At 65.1% G+C, this 18,651-nt stretch carries 21 protein-coding genes and 1 tRNA gene; 15 read left to right on the top strand and 7 right to left on the bottom strand.

Going from position 1 to position 18,651, the window contains the following annotated elements; translation table 11 throughout:
* The first annotated feature begins 7 nt into the window (after positions 1-7).
* The 7 genes from DU484_RS18010 (at position 8) to DU484_RS17980 (ending at position 4,813) form a co-directional block, all read left to right on the top strand.
* Positions 8-655 (top strand): adenylate kinase, encoded by a 648-nt coding sequence (locus DU484_RS18010; RefSeq protein WP_114584280.1) that lies wholly within the window; start codon positions 8-10, stop codon positions 653-655.
* Between the two features lie 259 nt (positions 656-914).
* Positions 915-1,097 carry a hypothetical protein gene (locus DU484_RS18005; RefSeq protein ID WP_157969217.1) on the top strand — a complete coding sequence of 61 codons (183 nt, stop codon included), beginning with the start codon at positions 915-917 and terminating at the stop codon, positions 1,095-1,097.
* Positions 1,098-1,132: 35 nt separating this feature from the next.
* Entirely contained in the window at positions 1,133-2,062 is a 930-nt protein-coding gene (locus DU484_RS18000) for a DUF106 domain-containing protein (RefSeq protein ID WP_114584278.1), read from the top strand.
* Between the two features lie 44 nt (positions 2,063-2,106).
* Positions 2,107-2,697 (top strand): (d)CMP kinase, encoded by a 591-nt coding sequence (cmk, locus tag DU484_RS17995; RefSeq protein ID WP_114584277.1) that lies wholly within the window; start codon positions 2,107-2,109, stop codon positions 2,695-2,697.
* Entirely contained in the window at positions 2,694-3,566 is an 873-nt protein-coding gene (locus tag DU484_RS17990) for an RNA-guided pseudouridylation complex pseudouridine synthase subunit Cbf5 (RefSeq protein ID WP_114606614.1), read from the top strand. The genes cmk and DU484_RS17990 overlap by 4 nt, the downstream gene beginning before the upstream one ends.
* Positions 3,567-3,613: 47 nt before the next feature.
* A tRNA-Pro gene (locus DU484_RS17985) sits at positions 3,614-3,684 on the top strand.
* Positions 3,685-3,994: 310 nt separating this feature from the next.
* Positions 3,995-4,813, top strand: coding sequence for a hypothetical protein (locus tag DU484_RS17980; RefSeq protein WP_114606613.1), 819 nt, complete (start codon positions 3,995-3,997; stop codon positions 4,811-4,813).
* Here DU484_RS17980 and DU484_RS19690 read toward each other — a convergent pair.
* Together DU484_RS19690 and DU484_RS17975 are read right to left on the bottom strand one after the other, a co-directional pair.
* Complete coding sequence (locus DU484_RS19690) at positions 4,805-5,674, bottom strand: hypothetical protein (protein ID WP_157969593.1); 870 nt, start codon at positions 5,672-5,674, stop codon at positions 4,805-4,807. The two genes, DU484_RS17980 and DU484_RS19690, sit on opposite strands and share 9 nt — an antisense overlap.
* 21 nt (positions 5,675-5,695) lie before the next feature.
* Positions 5,696-5,947 carry a winged helix-turn-helix domain-containing protein gene (locus tag DU484_RS17975; RefSeq protein ID WP_114606612.1) on the bottom strand — a complete coding sequence of 84 codons (252 nt, stop codon included), beginning with the start codon at positions 5,945-5,947 and terminating at the stop codon, positions 5,696-5,698.
* 247 nt (positions 5,948-6,194) lie between these two features.
* On the opposite strand from DU484_RS17975, the gene DU484_RS17970 reads away from it, so the two are divergent.
* A complete protein-coding gene (locus DU484_RS17970) occupies positions 6,195-6,410 on the top strand; it encodes a hypothetical protein (RefSeq protein WP_114606611.1) in 216 nt (71 codons plus the stop codon).
* 36 nt (positions 6,411-6,446) lie between these two features.
* On the opposite strand, the gene DU484_RS17965 is transcribed toward DU484_RS17970, so the two are convergent.
* From DU484_RS17965 to DU484_RS17960, 3 genes are read right to left on the bottom strand one after another with little or no spacing between them, the layout of a single operon-like run.
* Positions 6,447-7,439, bottom strand: a complete 993-nt coding sequence (locus tag DU484_RS17965) for a sodium:calcium antiporter (protein ID WP_114606610.1) — start codon at positions 7,437-7,439, stop codon at positions 6,447-6,449.
* Between the two features lie 3 nt (positions 7,440-7,442).
* Positions 7,443-7,616, bottom strand: a complete 174-nt coding sequence (locus DU484_RS19685) for a hypothetical protein (protein WP_157969215.1) — start codon at positions 7,614-7,616, stop codon at positions 7,443-7,445.
* A gap of 60 nt (positions 7,617-7,676) precedes the next feature.
* Entirely contained in the window at positions 7,677-7,991 is a 315-nt protein-coding gene (locus tag DU484_RS17960) for an ASCH domain-containing protein (RefSeq protein ID WP_114584272.1), read from the bottom strand.
* 191 nt (positions 7,992-8,182) lie between these two features.
* On the opposite strand from DU484_RS17960, the gene DU484_RS20110 reads away from it, so the two are divergent.
* Both DU484_RS20110 and DU484_RS17955 read left to right on the top strand, forming a co-directional pair.
* Positions 8,183-8,329, top strand: coding sequence for a hypothetical protein (locus DU484_RS20110; RefSeq protein ID WP_187347729.1), 147 nt, complete (start codon positions 8,183-8,185; stop codon positions 8,327-8,329).
* Entirely contained in the window at positions 8,326-8,499 is a 174-nt protein-coding gene (locus DU484_RS17955; RefSeq protein WP_222844868.1) for a hypothetical protein, read from the top strand. Before DU484_RS20110 ends, DU484_RS17955 begins: the two co-directional genes overlap by 4 nt.
* 95 nt (positions 8,500-8,594) lie before the next feature.
* Here the strand turns inward: DU484_RS17955 and DU484_RS17950 are convergent, their stop codons facing one another.
* A complete protein-coding gene (locus tag DU484_RS17950; RefSeq protein ID WP_114584271.1) occupies positions 8,595-8,930 on the bottom strand; it encodes a hypothetical protein in 336 nt (111 codons plus the stop codon).
* Positions 8,931-9,198: 268 nt separating this feature from the next.
* Here DU484_RS17950 and DU484_RS17945 point away from each other — a divergent pair, with 268 nt between their 5' ends.
* The 5 genes from DU484_RS17945 to DU484_RS17925 are packed head-to-tail and all read left to right on the top strand — an operon-like array spanning position 9,199 to position 15,033.
* A complete protein-coding gene (locus DU484_RS17945) occupies positions 9,199-10,965 on the top strand; it encodes an ABC transporter substrate-binding protein (protein WP_114584270.1) in 1,767 nt (588 codons plus the stop codon).
* Entirely contained in the window at positions 10,966-11,925 is a 960-nt protein-coding gene (locus DU484_RS17940; RefSeq protein ID WP_114584269.1) for an ABC transporter permease, read from the top strand.
* Positions 11,922-12,818, top strand: coding sequence for an ABC transporter permease (locus tag DU484_RS17935; RefSeq protein ID WP_114584268.1), 897 nt, complete (start codon positions 11,922-11,924; stop codon positions 12,816-12,818). Before DU484_RS17940 ends, DU484_RS17935 begins: the two co-directional genes overlap by 4 nt.
* A complete protein-coding gene (locus tag DU484_RS17930) occupies positions 12,815-13,942 on the top strand; it encodes an ABC transporter ATP-binding protein (RefSeq protein ID WP_114606609.1) in 1,128 nt (375 codons plus the stop codon). The genes DU484_RS17935 and DU484_RS17930 overlap by 4 nt, the downstream gene beginning before the upstream one ends.
* Positions 13,939-15,033, top strand: coding sequence for an ABC transporter ATP-binding protein (locus tag DU484_RS17925; protein WP_114584266.1), 1,095 nt, complete (start codon positions 13,939-13,941; stop codon positions 15,031-15,033). The genes DU484_RS17930 and DU484_RS17925 overlap by 4 nt, the downstream gene beginning before the upstream one ends.
* A gap of 173 nt (positions 15,034-15,206) precedes the next feature.
* Here the strand turns inward: DU484_RS17925 and csg are convergent, their stop codons facing one another.
* A complete protein-coding gene (csg, locus tag DU484_RS17920; protein ID WP_114606827.1) occupies positions 15,207-18,590 on the bottom strand; it encodes an HVO_2072 family ArtA-dependent S-layer glycoprotein in 3,384 nt (1,127 codons plus the stop codon).
* Between the last annotated feature and the right edge of the window lie 61 nt (positions 18,591-18,651).

The following is an 18,651-nucleotide window of genomic DNA, read 5'->3' as shown; positions in this document are numbered from 1 at the left end:
TTCGTGCATGAGCGAGCCTCATGTGCTGTTGCTCGGCGCACCGGGAGCGGGTAAAGGAACCCAGAGTAAGCGCCTCGCCGAGGCGTTCGACATCGAACACGTGACGACCGGCGACGCGCTCCGTGCGAACAAGGACATGGACATCAGCCACATGGACACCGAGTACGACACGCCGCGGGCGTACATGGAGGCCGGCGAACTCGTCCCCGACGCGGTGGTGAACGAAATCGTCAAGACCGCCCTGCAGGAGGCCGACGGCTACGTCCTCGACGGCTACCCGCGAAACCTCGATCAAGCCGAATACCTCTCCGACATCACCAGCCTCGACGCCGTCGTCTTCCTCGACGTGAGCGAGGCGGAACTCGTCGACCGCCTCACCGGCCGCCGCGTCTGTGACGACTGCGGCGCCAACTACCACGTCGAGTTCAGCCCGCCGGCGACGGAGGGCGTCTGCGACGAGTGTGGCGGCGACCTGATCCAGCGCGACGACGATTCGGAAGACACCGTCCGCGAGCGCCTCCGCGTCTACGAGGAGAACACGGCGCCCGTCGTCGAACACTACCGCGACGAGGGTGTCCTCGTCGAAGTCGACGGCGAGGGGACCCCGGACGAGGTGTTCGCGTCCATCCGCGAGGAAGTCGACGCGGCGACGTAGGCAGGAGATCCGGCTGCCGATACTCGGACCGAACGGCCATCGGAATGCACTCTCCCACTCACAGACGGCTGTGTGGTGCCCTCGGCGCTGGCCTGTTGCTGCTCGCCGTCGCCGTCGTGGGTACGCCCCTGACGCGCGTTCCGCGACCGCCACACAGGTCGCGCTCCTCGGTGTCGCCGGCCTACTGGATCTCGTCGCCGCGTTCGAGAATCCGGTGACGGCGCGGGTCGATTGGTTTCGGCTCGGCGGAGTGGCGAACGTGGCGCTCGGGGTTGCGCTCCCCGTCGGCCTCCTCGGGTGGGGAGGCGGCGCCGGGGGAACGCTGTTGCTCGTCGCCACGACGGTCGGCGGCTGCTCGCTCGCCGCGATGGGCGTCGACCTCGCGGTGTACGCGGGCTCCCACATCTACGAACGACCGTTCGATGCCCGCGAGTCAGAGTAAAACCTTCTTAACCGCCGGGGGGCTACTGAGGTGCAATGGCACGGATCGAGCAGAAGGTGCGGGACCTCGTCTCCGAAGACGCGGCGATGGAGGACGTCGTCCGGACGGTCCTCGACCGCGCGGAGGACGGCGAGGTCAAGTGGGTCGACGTCCGCGACGACCTGTCGAGCGGCCAGTGGGGCCGCCTCATCGAGACGGGCGTGTTGGTCGACGGCGACGCCGGCTTCCGGCTGGCCGACGCCGAGGCGACCCGCGACGCCCTCGAAAACGGCGAGGCAGAGACGACGGCGGGAACGACGTCCACCTCGACGTCCACGTCGAGCGACGACGACGAGGGCTCCTCGTGGTCGATGTGGGACAAGGGCGCGGCGGTGTTCAGCCTCGCGCTCTTCGCCGGCTACTCGTGGGCGCCGATGCGGAACGTCATCGGCAACGCGATGAACGTCTTTCTCGGTCCACTGAACGCGCAACTGCCCTTCTACGCCGTCGTCATGATCCTCGCGGTCGTGACGGGGCTGTACTCGACCATCCTGCAGGCGAACCTGATGGACTCCGAGAAGATGGGCGAGTACCAGGAGAAGATGCAGGAGATCCAGGAGAAACGCAAGGAAGCCAAAGAGCGAGGCGACGACGAGGCGCTCGACCGGATTCAGGACGAGCAGATGGAGGCCATGGGCGACCAGATGGGCATGTTCAAAGAGCAGTTCCGCCCGATGGTGTGGATCATGTTCCTCACCATCCCCGTCTTCCTGTGGATGTACTGGGGGGTCGGCATCGGGGCGAACGCGACGCCAATCTTCGACCTCGAACCGCTGGTGCTCCCCTTCGCTGGCGAGAAGGCGTGGACCGATCCGGTGCTCGGTCCCGTGCAGGTGTGGATCGTCTGGTACTTCCTCTGCTCGATGGGCTTCACCCAGATCATCCGCAAGGGGCTGAACATCAACATCAGCCCGACCGGCTCCTGACCGAAGTGAACACGCTCTTTTAGTCGGCCGCCATCAGTCCCGCTATGTTACTCACCGTGTCCGGCCCGGCGGGCAGTGGGAAGAGCACCACCGCCGCCGGGCTCGCGGAGGCGCTCGATCTGGAGCACGTCAGCGGCGGCGATATCTTCCGTGACCTCGCCGCCGAACGGGGCTATACGCCCGTCGAGTTCAACGAACTCGCCGAGGAGGACGGACAGATCGACCGGGACCTCGACCGGCGCCTGTACGAAATCGCCCGCGACCGCGACGGCGTCGTCCTCGAATCCCGTCTCGCCGGCTGGCTCGCCCCCGACGCCGACTTCCGGCTCTGGCTCGACGCCCCCGTCGACGTGCGGGCCGCCCGCATCGCCGACCGCGAGGAGAAGTCGGTCGACCGGGCCCGCGAGGAGACCCTCCGGCGCGAACGAAGCGAGCGGAAACGCTACGCCGACTACTACGACATCCCCATCGACGACCTCTCCATCTACGATCTGGTCGTGAACACCGCACGGTGGACGGCCCCCGGCGTCCTCGCCATCCTCACGACTGCCGTCGAGCACTACGATCCGACGGCCGACGAGGGGGGCTACGCCGTCGAGGGCGTCGACCTCGGCAGTCTCGATATCGACCTGTGACCCGCCTCCGCCCCCCGCCCGCGGAGCGCGACCTCGACGCCCTCCTCGCGTTCGGCGTCGTCAACCTCGACAAACCCCCCGGCCCCTCCGCCCACCAGGTCGCGGGGTGGGTGCGCGACCTCGCCGGCGTCGACCGCGCCGCCCACGCCGGCACCCTCGACCCGAAGGTGACGGGCTGTCTCCCCACGATGCTCGGCGACGCCACCCGGCTCGCCCCCGTCTTTCTGGAGGGCCGCAAGGAGTACGTCGCCGTCCTCGAACTGCACGACCGTCCGCCGGCCGACCTCGAAGCGACCGTCGCCGAGTTCGAGGGCGAAATCTACCAGAAACCGCCGCGCAAGAGCGCCGTCGCGCGCCGCCTCCGAACCCGGACGATCCACGATCTGGACGTCCTCGAAACCCGCGACCGACAGGTCCTCCTCCGGATCGAGTGTGCGAGCGGCACCTACATTCGCAAGCTCTGTCACGACCTCGGCCTCGCGCTCGGGACCGGCGCGCACATGGGCGCGCTCCGCCGCACCGCGACCGACCCCTTCGACGACCGGGACCTCGTCACCCTCCACGACCTCGCCGACGCCCTCGCCTTCGCCGAGGAGGGCGACGAGGAGCCGATCCGGGCGGTCGTCGCCCCGGCGGAGCGGGTGCTCGAAGAGCTGCCAGCGGTGACGATTGCCCCGAGCGCCGCCGAACAGGTGGCGACAGGGGCGCCGGTGTACGCGCCGGGCGTGATCGACGCGGAGCCGGCCGAACAGGACGCCCTCGTCGCCGGTTTCACCCCGAACGGGTCCGCCGTCTGTCTCGGCCGCTTCGTCGGTGACCCCGACGCCGACGAGGGCGTCGTCGTCGACCTGGAGCGGGTGCTGGTCTGAACGCGAAACGACACGCTTAACCCGGATACCGCCCTCGCTCGAAACGCGGGACCGTGGGGTAGTGGTATCCTCTGCGCATGGGGTGCGTTGGACCCGTGTTCGAATCACGGCGGTCCCACTTTTCGCGGAGCGAAAATGGGAGCAGGCAGACGAGCGAAGCGAGTCTGCCGTGGTCCCATACTCCCACCTTTTTACTTCGTCGGGTGCGCCTTCGGCGCACCGCTCCTCGCAAAAAGCTGGACCAAAAACGGCCGCGACTCGCTTCTTCGCTGGCGCTTCGCGCCGGCTGCCCGAGGGATCTGCGATCCATCGCCGCTCGTCGCGGTAAGTACGTGTGGCTACCACCGAGCAGACAGCGCCGCACGTCTGCCACCGAAACGTTCACTCGCCACACAGAATTTATTACAGTACTGTCGAATCGCCTTACGATGGCCGACACGGCCTCCCCCCGCTCTCTCGCCCTCGACGCCACCCTCCTCCTCTCCATCCCCCTCCTCCTCACCGCAATCCACTTCCTCGCTCCCACCACCCTCCAGCAAGCCCTCGTCTTCGACCACACCCGCTTCAACGGCTACACCCTCCTCACCGCGGCCTACGTCCACGCCTCGAACACCCACCTCGTCAGCAATCTCGTCGGCTACGGCCTCACAGCCACGTACACCTACGCCCTCTGCCTCTTCGTCGACGAACGCCGATGGTTCCGCCGCACCCTCCCGATCCACCTCGTAGCCCTCCCCGTCCTCGTCAACCTCACCAGTTACGCCATCTTCCAACTCCAGTATCCCGACGCCGACCCCGTCTCCCGCGGCTTCTCCGGCGTCGTCGGCGGTCTCGGGGGCTTCCTCCTCGTCGCCCTCTACGTGTTCGTGAAGAAGCGCCACGACGGACAGCTCGCCTACGCGGTCGGACTGACGATCTTCCTCCTGTTGATGCAGCTGATCGACCTGCGCTACGCGGGCGGATTCCGGGCGTCGGTGACGGGGTTGGTTCTCCTCGGGAGTGGACTGGTGTTCGTGCAGTACGCTCGGCACGGCGTCGAGGTGCCCGACGGGAAGGCGCGACGCGACGCCGTGATCACCGCGGGCGCGGTGGGGCTGGTGGGCGTCGTGCTGGGTGTGTTGATTCTGGGATTGTTTCCCGAGGCAGAGGCGTTAGTGGAGGGTGGGTCGTTTACGAACGTGTTTGCTCACGCGGCGGGGTTCGTGTGGGGTATCGCACTATCCAAACTTGCCACTCAATTATATTAACCCAAAGAGGGCGAAGATTATCCGGATACTAAGAACACTGATTATAGCCTCTGCAATAAGAAAAATCGACGTTATCCCTCTGTGCGTTTGATATTGCTTGATATGAACGTTCAGTGAAAATCTTTGAAAATTACGTGCGACTGGAACAGTAGCAATCGAAGGAAGAAGGACGAGTAATACGATGAGAAGCATTTGTTCAGCGTTTGAAGTAACCACGAGTACCCCGAGTGAGATCACACCCAACCCGCTTCCGAGTAAAACCGAGACAAGTGCTCCAATCGGAGAAAGATTTTGCTCTAATTTTATATTTGACCAATCAGTAAGCGGAATATCTGAGAGTATAATGAATAGCCCCATTCCGATAGCTATAATCAGAAGTGCGAAAAGTGTTTGAATTATAATAACTGAAATGATTGCCTTGTGTCTCTGATCTAAGGCGACCTGTTCAGCCGATATTTCGGGGATGAAAGAGTCAGCCGCCGCCCCGAAAGAATCAATTGACACCTCATCAGATATGTTATCATGCGGAGGGATTCTAGCAATCCAAAATTTCTGGGTTCTTTCACGTATCCATCTACCGGCCCGCCAAGCGATCAACCCAACAGCAGCCAACTGTATGTCAAGAAAAAGAATACCCAAATACACTCCCAACGAATCTGATATATTAATCCAAATTAGTACTGCTGTCGCGAATAAGACGCCGATAAATGCCACAGGTCCAAGAAGTTCCCCGAGACGGATAGTCAAAACAGCAATTGGATCATCAACATATTCTGGCGAAACACCCCAGTCAGTTACGACCCCGTCAACCGTTCCTACCAGCGACTCAGCTGAATCTCTCTCGCCTTTTTTATCAGACACTGTCAGTCAGATATTCCATACTCATTTGTTTTTCTCCCCCTCCTCATCATATATTTGCCTTCCAATATCCGTGATCCACCAAGTGTTGCTATTCCCTGCTTTCTTGTTGTCGATATATCCAGCATCTTCTAGATCTCGCAACCGCTTCAACATACCTGGTTGAGAAAGGTCAACCTGCTCCGCGACTTCGGTCGTAGTGAGAAACGGATCATCAGATTCTGATAGAACATGTAGAATCTCCTCGTCGGAGACTGTCGGTTTCCGACCCGCCATTTGGTTCATCCACAGGGAGCGACGACAAATATCATTTCATCGATAAAGTTATGGTTCCAAACTTAATTATGGCGACAAACTAAATGGACGGTGACTAGAGAGTCGGTACGGAAGCACTTCGCGGACCCGTCGCTCCCCGATGGGTTCCACTCGAAAGCAAGGCGAACCGCGCTGGTTAGGCCAACGGGTTCGCGCAGGTAGCAGGAAGGCCACAAAACGTTTCGGTCCGCCGACCCAACCCTCCCCCGTGACTCAGTCTTCAGACAGCGGAGCGACGGCTGAGGACGAGACGCCCCGTGGCGCACCGAAACCCGAAGAACTCGACGGCCGGGAGGACGGCGAGGAGTCGGGGGAGGACATCCCGCCCGAGGCCCGCGAGGAGAAGGAGTACGACGACGAGTACGTCGAGGCCCGCGAAATCGCGAACCCGGATCAACACCGCGACGACGAGGCGTACGACTGACGGCGGCGGGTCCCGTCGCGGCCCCACGGCCCGCGCTCACTGGCCCGGAAACAGCAGCATCCGCCCCACGACGTACACGAAGTAGGCGCCGATGAGCCAGACGCCGACGCGTCGCTGGAGGACGCCGCCGCGGTACCGGACGTAGAGGACGAGGCCGATGGCGGCGACGATTTTGAACGGCAGGTCCCAGACGGCGACGGCCGTCGGGACGTGGTACGTGGAGATGGCGCCGCCGAGGCCGAGGCCGAGTAGCGGGTTGACGATGTTGCTGCCGACGAGGGTCCCCACGGCGACGACAGGGGTCTTGCGGCGAATGCCGTCGAGGACGGTGCTCAGTTCGGGAAAGGAGGCGGCGATGCCGAGGGTGAGCACGCCGACCATCGACCCGCCGAGGACGACGCCGGCGACGACGTCTTGGACGACGGTCAGGAGGATGGACGCGCTCGCGAGGACGAGCAGAAGCATGACGACGGCCGTCCCGGCGTCGGCGGTGACGTTCGTGCTCGCGACTCCCTGGACGGGCGTGGGTTGCCGGCGGGCGTAGCTGTAGCCGAGATAGACGGCGAAGGCGACGAGGAGGACGAGGCCGTCGACCCGGGTGATCGTCCCGTCCCACGCGGTGACGAGCGTCAACGTCAGCCCGAGGATCATGGGCACGAAGGCGTCGGTCAGCGTCCGCGTCGACAGGTCGATCCGGCCGAATCCGAACAGGAGGATGCCGAACAGGAGGAGTTGCTGGGTCGTCGAGGAGCCCATGTTGCCGCCGACCACCACGGCGGAGGTGACGCGGTAGTCGAGGGCGCCGGAGAGGATGCCAACGGAGGCGGTGACGTGCGCCCCGAGTTCGGGCAGGCTCGTGCCGACGGCGACGAGCGTCACCCCGATCAGCGCCTCGGGTACCTCGTATCGGTACGCGAGCGAGAGCAGGGCGTCGATGGCGCGACCCGCGCCGGTGACGAGCGTATAGAGGGCCACGGCGCCGAGGGTGAGCTGGGAGACCAGGAGCGGGTCGAGTGCGGGGGTACCCATCGATCACTGCGAGAGCGCGGTCGTCTCCCAGTCGATCCGGTGGTTCGGATCGAGGCGTTCCCGCGTCCACGCGACACAGCGCTCACAGTTCCAGATGCGGCTGACCTCGCCGTCGAGGACGGTCACGCCGATGGAGGCCCAGACGTGTTCCGGGCAGTCGGCGGGCTGTCGAGACATGACTGTGCACCCGATCACCTGTCAACGATATAAGGATACGGTCGCGGACGGCTGCGCCGGTCAATCCCTCTGCTCGAAGCGGTGTTTGACGATTTCGGAGGTGTCGTCCCACTCGAAGTGGTCGTGGGCGCGCTCCAGAATCTGCTTGTAGTGGTCGAGGTCACGGGCACCCTCGGCCTGCGCGTCGGCGTCGGTCATGTCGCCGAGGGTTCGGTCGGCCACCTCGACGACTTCGAACGTCGTCCCGTCGATGCTGAACGTGTCGCCCTCGTCGGCGTACTGTTGCCCGCGATGAATCTGTGTCACGTCGCCGTCGAGTGCCTGCTGGCGCATCCGGTCGTTCGGTAGGAGCGTGCCGGGGTCGATGTCGGCCATACGCGGGAGGTGGGACTGGACGGTAAAAAGCGGTCGGACGGGGACGAACCGTCCGACCGCACGAAAAATCCCACAATTGTATGGACATATCGGCTGGCATAGCAAAAAATAGCCCATATTCAAGAACTAATATCGGCGATCGGTGCTAGAAACACCGATAAATATATAACTTCTTGGTCGAATGGTCACGTATGGAAGCGCACGAAGACGGATCGGCGGTCGCATCGCACACGGAGTACGTACGCACCCGGGTCCAGTGTGTCCGCTGTGGGATGCGCGTCCCGGCGCGGAAGGGGACCGGCCGGCGGCTGTGCGGTGGCTGTCGGGGTGCCCGGTGACGACGGACGTGACGCTCCGGCCGGCGCCGGAGTTCGAACTGGAGTGTCTCTACGACGACCCGTCGTCCCCGTCGAAGCTGACGATCTTTTCACCCGAAACGCCGGCGATGGCGACGGAGTGGCTGACGGTCGACCGCTCGTCGGCGTTCCGGCTGGATCGCATGCGGTAGCCCCCGGCCGTCTCGTACGGATTACTGTAACCGTGTCCCGGTGGGTCACCGAGAGGGGCCGGCGAACCACCGGTACTGACTTTCGATACCCCGTTTCACTCCGCGTCGGGGGAGACGAACGCGTCCCCGTCGTCGGACGACCACACGCCCGACACGTCGGTGGGATCGATCGGTACCTCCTTGCGGTTGCCCATCGCGCCGACCTCCCGCGTCGGAAAGTCGTCGTCGGGGGCCGATACCGTGATTTCGGAGTGAGCGAACAGGTACTCGGACGTGATGCAGACGTCGCCCGAAATCTCGCCGCGGATCACGCCGTCCGCGTCGGTGAACGTGAGCGCGCGTCGGTACTCCCGCTTGCACGCCGGACACGTCCCACCGTAGGGCTGTCCATCCGCCTCACCCGCCATGATGCGGTCGTTTGAATCGACCATGTGTCTACCAGCGGGTACGGAACCATATCGTTTGCCAGTCCCCCGTGGCGTCGCGGGGCGACCTAATACGAGATTAAGTACCTAGTACAGTACCCGACTCTCAAATGGAATGTGAAGGAATGTATTCCAAAGCGATATATAGCTGGACACATCGAGAAAGAGTTGACGTGATCGAATACATTCAGTCGGAGAAAACAGAGAATGGTGTAGAACTGATCGAATACGATGTGGCCGGCAGCGGCGCGGCTACGGGGAACAACTGAAACCGATGTTCGACGAGTTCGACAAGTCAGATCTCGAGGGACCACGGATCGACCGGCGTACGGCGACGAAGCTGCTCGCGGCAGGGGGTCTCAGCGGTCTCGCGGGGTGTAGCGGCGGCGGCGACTCGGGCGGTGACGGCGGCGATGGCGGCGACGGCGGCGATGGCGGCGACGGCGGCGGAACCGAGAGTTCCAGTAGCGAATCGACCAGTTCCGGTGGCGCAAGCGGCGGATCGATCACCGCTGGCTGGAACATCGACCAGATCGAGTATCTCGACCCCCACTACGTCGACAAGGGGCAGGAGATCTACCTCCAGTCCAACATCTACAGCGGGCTGGTGAAGATCGGGTCCGACGGATCCATCGTCGGCGACCTCGCCAACGACTGGACGCTCCCCGACAGTTCGACGTACGTGTTCGACCTGAAGGAAGGGGCGACGTTCCACAACGGCGACCCGCTCGACGCCGCCGCGGTGAAGGCGTCGTTCGAGCGGCTGATGGGTCTCGACGATTCGCCACACGTCAGCAAGGTGTCGTCGGTCGAGAGTATCACCGCCGAGGACGAGACGACCCTCCGAATCAGCCTCTCGGAGACGGTCGGCCCGTTCATCTCGTTCCTGACCCGGGGACCGGGGCGGGCCGGTACCATCGTCCACGCCGAGGAGGCACAGGCGAACCCCGACGAGTACAACCGCATGCCGGTCGGGAGCGGGGCGTTCGAACTCACCGAGCGGGAGTCGGGCGAGTACCTGCAGCTGGAGGCCCACGACGGCTACTTCGGCACCGACAGCGACGGAAACTCCCTCCCCTACCTCGACTCGATTCGGGTCAACCTGATCCCGGAGCCGTCGACGATGTGGACGGCGATGCGGGGTGGCGAGATCGACTACTCGATCAGCATTCCGGCCGAGAACGCCGGACAGGCCGAATCGATGAGTAACCTGAACGTCGTCGGCACGAACCCGGGGGCGTGGTTCTGTATCGCGCCACTCGCCAGCAACCCGAGCGAGGTCGACTTCGCCCAGTTCGCCAGCGGGAGCGCTCAGATCACGGACAAGTGGTCGGATCAGGACCTCCCGACGACGGACGTGCGGGTCCGCCAGGCCATCGCCATGGCCATCGACCGCGAAGCGCTCGTCGAACGCGCCTTTTTCGGCTACGCCGAGCCCGCGCACTCCCTGTTCAATCCCGCCATCTCGTGGCTCTACGAGGAGGAGCCCGATCCGGGCCAGTACTACGACCCCGAGCAGGCCCAGACGCTCCTCGACGAGGCCGGATACACCGGCGATCCCCGGATGACCCTCACCCTTCTCGGTGTGCCGGGTGACGAGCGCCGGATGACCGTCGTTCAGGAGATGCTCTCGCAGGTCGGCATCGAGGTGGAACTCAACGTCCAGCAGTCCTCGGCGTACTGGGACAACCTCTACAGCTACGAGAACGCGCTCGTGATGTACGACGGCTACGTCGACATCGACCCCTGGATGACGATGTGGAAGCAGCTGAAGACGCCCACCGAGGACGGGTCGTCCGGCGCGTGGCAGGCGAACCTCTACAGCAACCCCGACTTCGACGCCCTGCTCGAGCAGGACTACGGGACGTCGGACTTCGACGAACGAGCCGACATCATGCGGCAGGCGGAGGAGCTCTTCCTCGAGGACGCCGCGTGGGCGATGACGACGTTCCCGCTCATCCCGAAGGCGAGCACGTCCAGCCTGACTGGTGTCGGGAACCAAGCCGGGCTGAGCAACTTCCACATGGCCTCCCTCGAATAGATGGGTCTCAAACGGTACGTGGCGAAGCGAACGCTGCAGGCGCTCGGGGTCGTCTACGTAGTGGCGACCGCGGTGTTCGTCGCCGTCCGCTCGGTTCCGGGCGACCCAGCGCGGCTGGTCCTCGGCGGGAACGCCGAACCCGACGAGTTGGCTGCCGTTCGCGCCGAACTCGGTCTCGACCAGCCGATCCACGTCCAGTACTACCGGTGGATGGCGGATCTGGCCCGCGGTGACCTCGGCGACTCTATCTACACCGGGCAGTCGGTGGCCACGAGCATCGTCAACGCCGCCGAACCGACGCTGAGCATCGGCCTCGTCGGCATCACCATCGCAATCCTGGTCGCCATCCCTGCGGGCGTCGTCAGCGCCACTCGCCGCGACCAGTGGGAGGACTACGTCGCCACCGGCGTCGCCTTCCTCGGCATCAGCATGCCCTCTTTCTGGATCGGTATCGTGCTCCTACTCACGGTGGGCACGGCCATCCCGGCCATCCCCTCGTTCGGCTACGCGTCGATCAGCGAGGGCATCGTCCCCTGGCTCTCGCACGTCATCCTGCCCGCGACGGCCGTGGGGCTCCCGTACGCCGGCATCATCACCCGAATGACCCGGTCGTCGATGCTCGAGGTCCTGAGCGAGGACTACATGCAGACCGCCCGCGCGAAGGGACTGCCGCCACGTTTGATCCTGTTCAAACACGGGCTGCAGAACGCGCTCATGCCCGTCGTGACCGTCGCCGGCATCCTCTTTGCGCTCCTGCTGGGCGGCATCGTCGCCGTCGAGATGGTATTCGGGGTGCAGGGCTTCGGCCGCCTGCTCATTCGCTCCATCGAGCGCCAGGACTTCCCCATCGTCCAAGGGTCGGTGATCGTCATCTCGATCATCTTCGTGTTCATGAACCTCTTCGTCGACCTGCTCTACATGTCGATCAACCCGAAGATCAAGTACGGAGGTGGCGCATGAGCACGGACTACGGCGACGCCGACACGTTCCTCGGCGTCCGTCTCGACCGGTTCGACCGCCTGCGCGAGACCGTCGCCGGCGACTACAAGGCCACCTTCGGGCTGACGACGGTCGTCCTGTTCGTCCTCGCGGCCGTCTTCGCGCCCGAACTCGCACCCTACGACCCGATGGCCCAGGAGTACGCCATCATGCAGGCGCCGTCGCTGTCGACGGCCCACCCGCTCGGTACCGACTCCTTCGGCCGCGATCTGCTCTCGCGGATGATGTACGGCGCGCGGATCAGCCTCGGGGTGAGCCTCGGTGCCGTCACCATCGGCGCCGTCGTCGGCGTCTCCCTCGGCGTCGTCGCCGGCTACTTCGGTGGCTGGGTCGACGACGCCCTGATGCGCTTCGTCGACGTGCTCTGGGCGTTCCCGTGGCTCCTCGTCGCCATCATGCTCGTCGCGGTGTTCGGCCAAGGCGTCTGGAACGTCGTCGCCGCCATCGCCTTCGCGTACATCGACGACTTCGCGCGCCTCGCGCGCGGCGAAGTCCTCTCCATCCGCGAGGAGGAGTACGTCCTCGCGGCGAAAAACGTCGGGCTCGGCGACCTGCAGATCATGACCGAGGAGGTGCTGCCGAACGCGGTGGCGCCGTTGATCGTCCAGTTCACAGTCCTCGTCGCCCGGGCGATGCTCGCGGAAAGCACACTCTCCTTCCTCGGCATCGGCGTCAAACCGACCACGCCGACGTGGGGGGCGCTGCTCGGGCAGGGCCGCAGCCTAATCGGGCAGGCCTGGTGGATCTCCATCATCCCCGGCATCGCCATCGTCATCACGGTGCTCGGCATCAACCTCTTCGGCGACGCGCTCCGCGACGCGTTCGACGTGCGCGGGGAGGGAGGGGCGCCGTGAGCCTCCTCGCCATCGAGGACCTCGCGGTCACCTTCCCCGTCGAGGACGGGCCGGACGTGCCCGCCGTCGACGGTGTCGACCTCCAAGTCGAGACGGGGGAGATCCACGGCCTCGTCGGCGAGTCCGGATCGGGCAAGAGCGTCACCGCCCGCTCGATCATGCGGTTGCTCGACGGCGCCGAGGTGTCCGCGGATCGCTTCGACTACCGCGGCGAGGACCTCTACGCCAAGTCGGAGGCGGAGATGCGACGAATCCGTGGCGACGACATCGCCATGGTGTTTCAGGACGCCCTGTCGGCGCTCAACCCCGTGATGACCGTCGGCGAACAGATCGCCGAGGTGGTGAGACACCACGGCGACGTCGACGAATCGGCCGGCCTCCTGAGCGAACTCCGGCGCAAGTACGTCACGGGGACGAGCAAGTCGGCCCCGTCGTGGCGCCGCGCCGTCGACCTGTTGGAGACGGTGGGCATCGCCGATCCGGAGGACGTCGCCACGTCCTACCCCCACCAGCTCTCCGGCGGCCAGCGCCAGCGGGTGATGATCGCCTCGGCGCTGGGTGGCGACCCCTCGCTCATCGTCGCCGACGAACCCACCACCGCGCTCGACGTGACCGTCGAGGCCGGCATCCTCGACGAACTCCAGCGCCTCTGTGACGAGTTCGACGTGGCGATCCTGCTGATCACCCACGACCTCGGCGTCGTCGCCGAGACCTGTGACCGCGTGACCGTCATGTACTCCGGGTCGGTGATGGAACGCGGGACGACCGACGGGTTGTTCGAGAACCCCGCGCACCCGTACACCAAGGGCTTGCTCCGGAGCATCCCCGAGGGGGCGCCGTCCGAGGACGGCCAGTTAGCGACGATTCCGGGGTCGGCACCGGAGCCGACCGAGCGACCCGCCGGCTGTCCGTTCCGCGACCGTTGTCCCGCGGCGTTCGACGCCTGTTCCGACCCGCTTCCCGAACACGTCGTCGACGGCGGCGAGGCCCACGTCGCCCGCTGTCACCTCTACACCGAGGGCGACGACCTCGGCGAGGTGACGTGGGAGACGGACGCGGCGGCGAACGGTGAAGCGACCGGCACGGCCGACCGAACCCCCGCGACCGAGGTGACCGACGGATGAGCACGACCGACTCCGACGCCGACGGATCGTCCCGTGAGCTCCTGAACGCGACGAACGTGAAGAAACACTTCCCCCTCGACGAGGGGCTGTTCGACCGCCTGTTCGGGGACAGCCAGGTCGTCCGCGCCGTCGACGGCGTCGACCTGACCGTCCACGCGGGCGAGACGGTCGGCATCGTCGGCGAGTCCGGATCGGGCAAGAGCACGCTCGGCCGGACGGTGTCGCGGCTGTACGAACCCACCGACGGCAGCATCACGTTCGACGGCGAGCACATCGAGACCCACTCCGGGCGGGAACTCCGCCCGATCAGGCGCCGGGTCCAGTACGTCTTCCAGGACCCGATGTCGGCGCTCAACCCGCGCAAGACGGTCGGCGAGAGCGTCGCCCGCCCGCTCACGGTCCACGACATCGCCGACGGGGCGGCGAAGTGGGACCGGGTCGCCGACCTGTTCGAGGAGGTGGGGCTCGCGCGCTCACAGCTCGATTCCTACCCCCACGAGCTCTCCGGCGGGCAGCGCCAGCGGGTCGGCCTCTGTCGGGCGCTGGTGACCGAACCCGACCTCGTCGTCTTCGACGAACCCGTCTCCGCGCTCGACGTGACCCTGCAGGCCCAGATCCTGAATCTCATCGACCGCCTGCAGCGGGCGTTCGACCTCTCGTACCTGCTGATCTCGCACGACCTGAACGTCGTCCGGCAGGTGTGTGACCGCATCGCGGTGATGTACGCCGGCGAAATCGTCGAACGTGGGACGGTGGCGGACATCTTCGGGAACCCCCAGCACCCGTACACGCGGGCGTTGCTCGACGCCATCCCGCAGGTCGGGGGTGGCCGACGGAGCGGTCGAACGTCGCTCGGCGGCGAACCGCCGAGCGCGACGACCCCACCCAGCGGCTGTCGGTTCCACCCCCGGTGTCCGGAGTTCATCGACGGCTCCTGTTCCGGGCGGAAACCGGCGCTCCAAGCGGTCGAGGGCGACGCCGGTCACGAGGCTGCCTGCCACTGGCTCGACCGGAGCGAGGCCGAGCGGGTGACCCACACGCCGCCGTCGCGAGCCGAACGCGAGGTCATTCAGGAGTCGAGCGGGGACTAGGAGCGGCCGCGTTCCCACGCTCACTCTCGCCACCGAAACCGCTCGATCTAGTTGTCCACGTCGGTCATACTGTAGACGCGTGGCGTTTGCGACTGCCACCGCCGGCGGCGACCGAACCGCGAAAAAAGCCGCACCGGGTGACCGCTTCCGGCGGTCAGTCGTGATTCAGTCGTTTAGTTGTCGCGCCGGACGGCCAGCAGCGCAGCCGCGATGAGCGCGATGACGGCGACGAGGGCACCGAAGCCAGGACCGCCACCCTCAGTGGGCGTCGGCGTGGCCGTTGCCGTGTCCGTCGGTTCCGGCGTCGGTTCCGGCGTCGGTTCCGGCGTCGGTTCCGGCGTCGGTTCCGGCGTGTCAGTCGGCGTCGGCTCCGGCGTCTCCGTCGGTTCCGGCGTTGCCGTCTGGACGCTCTGGACGATCTCTACCTGAACGAGGTCCGTGTTCTCACCGTCGTCGGCTTCGAGGTCGTACGTGCCCGTCTGGACGTCTTCCAGCTCGAGGCTCGTCGACCACGTGCCGTCGTAGGACCACTCGTCGGTGGTCGCGAGGGCGACCGAGTCACCATCGCTCGTCAGCAGTTCGACGGTGATCGAGTTGTCGTCCGGACGCAGGTTGGTCGCACCTTCAACGACCATCGTGTCGTCGACACCAACCGGGTTGACACCGGAGGCTTCCATGCCTTCGGGGTAGACCGTCTGAATCTGCGTCTGCGCGTCGGCGTAGCGGAAGTTCGCCGTGACCATGCGGTCGTCACTTCCAGTCTCCTCGATCGTGTCGGCAACGACGTTCGCGCGGATCTGCGCACCCGTCGAGCTGCCGAAGTTCTTCGTATCGAGGTAGCCGTCGATGTCGGACTCGCCGGTCGTGCCGTATTCGCCGTCACGACCGGGGATCAGGATGTGGACGCTGACGCGCTGGCCATCCTCGAGACCGCTGATGGACACGTCGTCCTCGTCGAACGTGTTGTCGTCGTCGACCGAGATGTCCGCGGTGTGCGTGCCACCACGGTCGCCGACGAACAGGACGTCGACGTTCGAGGCGCCGAACGCACTACCCGAGATGTTCACGGTCGAGTCGGTGGTCGAGACCTGACCGCCGACGGTCTTGACCGTCGCCGACAGTTCCGTGTCGGTCACCCGCAGCGACTGCTGGGTGCTCGTGTTCGTGTTGAACTCCGAGGGCGACAGGTCGTAGTCGTCGTCGGTGTCGGGCGAGCCCGAGAGGCCGCCGACGTCAACCACACCGAAGCGGTAGGTGCCGGGGAGCGACAGGATGTCGTTCCCGGTGCCTTCCCCTTCGCTGAGGACGACGTCTTCCTCTTCGAACGTGCCGTCGGCGTCGACGGTCAGCGTGTTGGAGCCGTCGATTTCGACGATCTCGTAGTCGTCGTTACGGCGGGCGAAGAAGGCAACGTCGTCGATGCCTTCCGAGGCCGTGCCGTTGACCTCGACTTCGCTGCCGACAACGTACGCGTTACCGGGCGATTCGATCGAGAGGTCGCCTTCCTCGACTTCCAGCGTCTGCTCGTCGTCCTCGCCTTCGGTGTCGGTCGTGCTACCGAGCTCGAACGGCACTTCAGTCGTCCCGTTGTAGAGCGTCATCTCGACGTCCGTCTCGTCGAGGTACTGCGTCTCGATCTGACCGACGCCGACACCCGTGTCGTCGTCGATCGTGATGTTGGCGTAGGCGTACTGCATGTCGCCGTTGATGCCAGTGTCGTCAACCGTCGACCGGTTGTACTTGGCGGCATCGCCGGGCGAGTCGGTCACGACACCGACTTCGCTGGTGTCGCCGACCTGCCGGAAGATCCGCGCGGCGTTCTCGGGGGAGACGCCGTCACGGAAGTCGTCGGCCTCGATGATGACCACGTGGCTGTCACCGGCGTCCGAACCCTGGATCTCGAAGCGGACGTCCTCACCGCGGACGACGTTGTCCGAGTCCAGTTCGATGTTCGCGTCGTCGTCACCGGTCACCGTGATGGTCGTCGACTGGCTGGCCTGACCGAAGTCGAGGTCGTCAGTGCCGGCCAGGATGATCGTGTACGTGCCCGTGCCCGTGTTCGCGAGGTCGATCGGGTACAGCACTTCGTTGACCGCTGCGTCGCCACCGCGGCTGGCGCCTTCGGGGTTCGTGAAGCTCTGATCCGTCTCGCCACCGGTGCGCACGGCGTCGTTGGATTCCTGCACGTTGTCGTCGATGACGTCACCGGTCACGTCGAGACCGGAGTCGTCCTCGACGGTCAGTTCGAGGTTCTCGGCGTTCTGGTAGTTCCAGGCGCCGACGACGGTCAGGTTACCGGCGTTCGTGCCGTCCTGACTGTTGGTCGGGCTCGTACCCTCAGCGACCGAACCGCCCGCGATGTCGTTGAGGTTGCTGTTGAGCACGTCCAGCGTGGTCACACGCGGCGTCTGGACGGTCACGCCCGGATTGCCGGAGGTACCGGTGGTCGTGTAGGACCCGGTCGGCTGGTCCTGGGGGACGTTCGGCGTTTCGAGGGGGACGCCCTCGGCGTCGCCGGCCGTCTTCGTCACGCCGTCGGAGATGGAGCCGCCCAGGAAGATGTCGGACTCGCCCTGGAAGACGGTCGCGCCGTCGAAGACGTAGCCCGTCCCGTCCTGGGTGTCGAACGTGCCGGTCCCGTCGTCGGCACCGGCGCGGTTGCCGGAGCCGAGCGACGACACCGACGCGCTGGTGTTGGTGGTCGTGTTGGATTCGACAGTCGTCACGGTGTCGCTGTCGTCGGCGGATAGCGTCACGGTGAGGGTTCCGGGTTCGGCCTCACCGCCGGCGAGGTTCGAGAGGTCGAACGTGGCCACCTGGTTGGTGCCGGTGCTCAGGCTGTTGTTCGTGATCGTGTCGGTGTTACTGTCCTCGACCTCCAGGAACGTGTTCGCGCTCCCGGTGTCGACGCCAGTCCCGGCGTCGGTCAGGTTGTAGTCGACCGTCACCGAGCCGTACTGTCCGACGGAGGTCGGCTCGACGCTGTTGATGACGACGGACGGATCGGTGGTGTCTTCGAAGTCGTAGCTGACCGTGTCACTTGTCGCCCCACCCGGACTCGCACCGCTGTCGATGGGGTACGTTTGCGACGACTCGCTGCTAATACTAGTCGTGTCGTGGGTCAACGTGGCCGTGATGGTGACGGTGTCAGTCCCGGATGTAGTGTCGGTGTCTTCGAGCCCGATATCGATGTGGGGCGTCCCAGCGCCCGTATTGTCGGTAACGGAGTCGATGTTTACCTGGCCGGTGTCACCGCCAGTGATCGTGATGTTGGTCGTGTCGATACCACTGATACTCGAGCCGGTACTGGTGGCGGACGAGACGTCGATACTGACGTTCTGGAGCTGGTCGTTCCCGTCGACGTCGACGGTGAATACGACGTCCTGTGTCACTGAATTCTGTCCGATCTCAACGTTCTGAGTCGAGGCTGAGTCCCCAGTCACGTTGCTCACGGCTGCCGCGGCAGTGCCCGACAGCGCGACGGTGCCCGCGAACACGGAGAACACCATCAGCGCCGCGAGGATGACCGCGCGGATCTTCTGGTTGTAGTCTGTCATGTGTTGGCTGTTTGATCTACTGACAATCCGGAGCGGGTCCCTTTCATGTCAGGTTCGTGGC

Source organism: Haloplanus rubicundus (assembly GCF_003342675.1).
GTDB classification, from domain to species: Archaea; Halobacteriota; Halobacteria; order Halobacteriales; family Haloferacaceae; genus Haloplanus; species Haloplanus rubicundus.
The sequence above is the reverse complement of the archived record's forward strand: the minus strand, read 5'-3'. Positions and strand labels throughout refer to the sequence as shown.

Bases quoted from the DNA above. Each gene is read 5' to 3' on its own strand.
- DU484_RS17935 (WP_114584268.1), top strand. From the start codon at position 11,922: ATGAGCACGGACTACGGCGACGCCGACACGTTCCTCGGCGTCCGTCTC.
- cmk (WP_114584277.1), top strand. From the start codon at position 2,107: ATGTTACTCACCGTGTCCGGCCCGGCGGGCAGTGGGAAGAGCACCACC.
- DU484_RS17980 (WP_114606613.1), top strand. From the start codon at position 3,995: ATGGCCGACACGGCCTCCCCCCGCTCTCTCGCCCTCGACGCCACCCTC.
- DU484_RS17960 (WP_114584272.1), bottom strand. From the start codon at position 7,991: ATGGCCGACATCGACCCCGGCACGCTCCTACCGAACGACCGGATGCGC.
- DU484_RS17975 (WP_114606612.1), bottom strand. From the start codon at position 5,947: ATGGCGGGTCGGAAACCGACAGTCTCCGACGAGGAGATTCTACATGTT.
- DU484_RS17945 (WP_114584270.1), top strand. From the start codon at position 9,199: ATGTTCGACGAGTTCGACAAGTCAGATCTCGAGGGACCACGGATCGAC.
- DU484_RS19685 (WP_157969215.1), bottom strand. From the start codon at position 7,616: ATGTCTCGACAGCCCGCCGACTGCCCGGAACACGTCTGGGCCTCCATC.
- DU484_RS20110 (WP_187347729.1), top strand. From the start codon at position 8,183: ATGGAAGCGCACGAAGACGGATCGGCGGTCGCATCGCACACGGAGTAC.
- DU484_RS18010 (WP_114584280.1), top strand. From the start codon at position 8: ATGAGCGAGCCTCATGTGCTGTTGCTCGGCGCACCGGGAGCGGGTAAA.
- DU484_RS17950 (WP_114584271.1), bottom strand. From the start codon at position 8,930: ATGGTCGATTCAAACGACCGCATCATGGCGGGTGAGGCGGATGGACAG.
- DU484_RS18000 (WP_114584278.1), top strand. From the start codon at position 1,133: ATGGCACGGATCGAGCAGAAGGTGCGGGACCTCGTCTCCGAAGACGCG.
- DU484_RS17925 (WP_114584266.1), top strand. From the start codon at position 13,939: ATGAGCACGACCGACTCCGACGCCGACGGATCGTCCCGTGAGCTCCTG.
- DU484_RS17965 (WP_114606610.1), bottom strand. From the start codon at position 7,439: ATGGGTACCCCCGCACTCGACCCGCTCCTGGTCTCCCAGCTCACCCTC.
- csg (WP_114606827.1), bottom strand. From the start codon at position 18,590: ATGACAGACTACAACCAGAAGATCCGCGCGGTCATCCTCGCGGCGCTG.
- DU484_RS17940 (WP_114584269.1), top strand. From the start codon at position 10,966: ATGGGTCTCAAACGGTACGTGGCGAAGCGAACGCTGCAGGCGCTCGGG.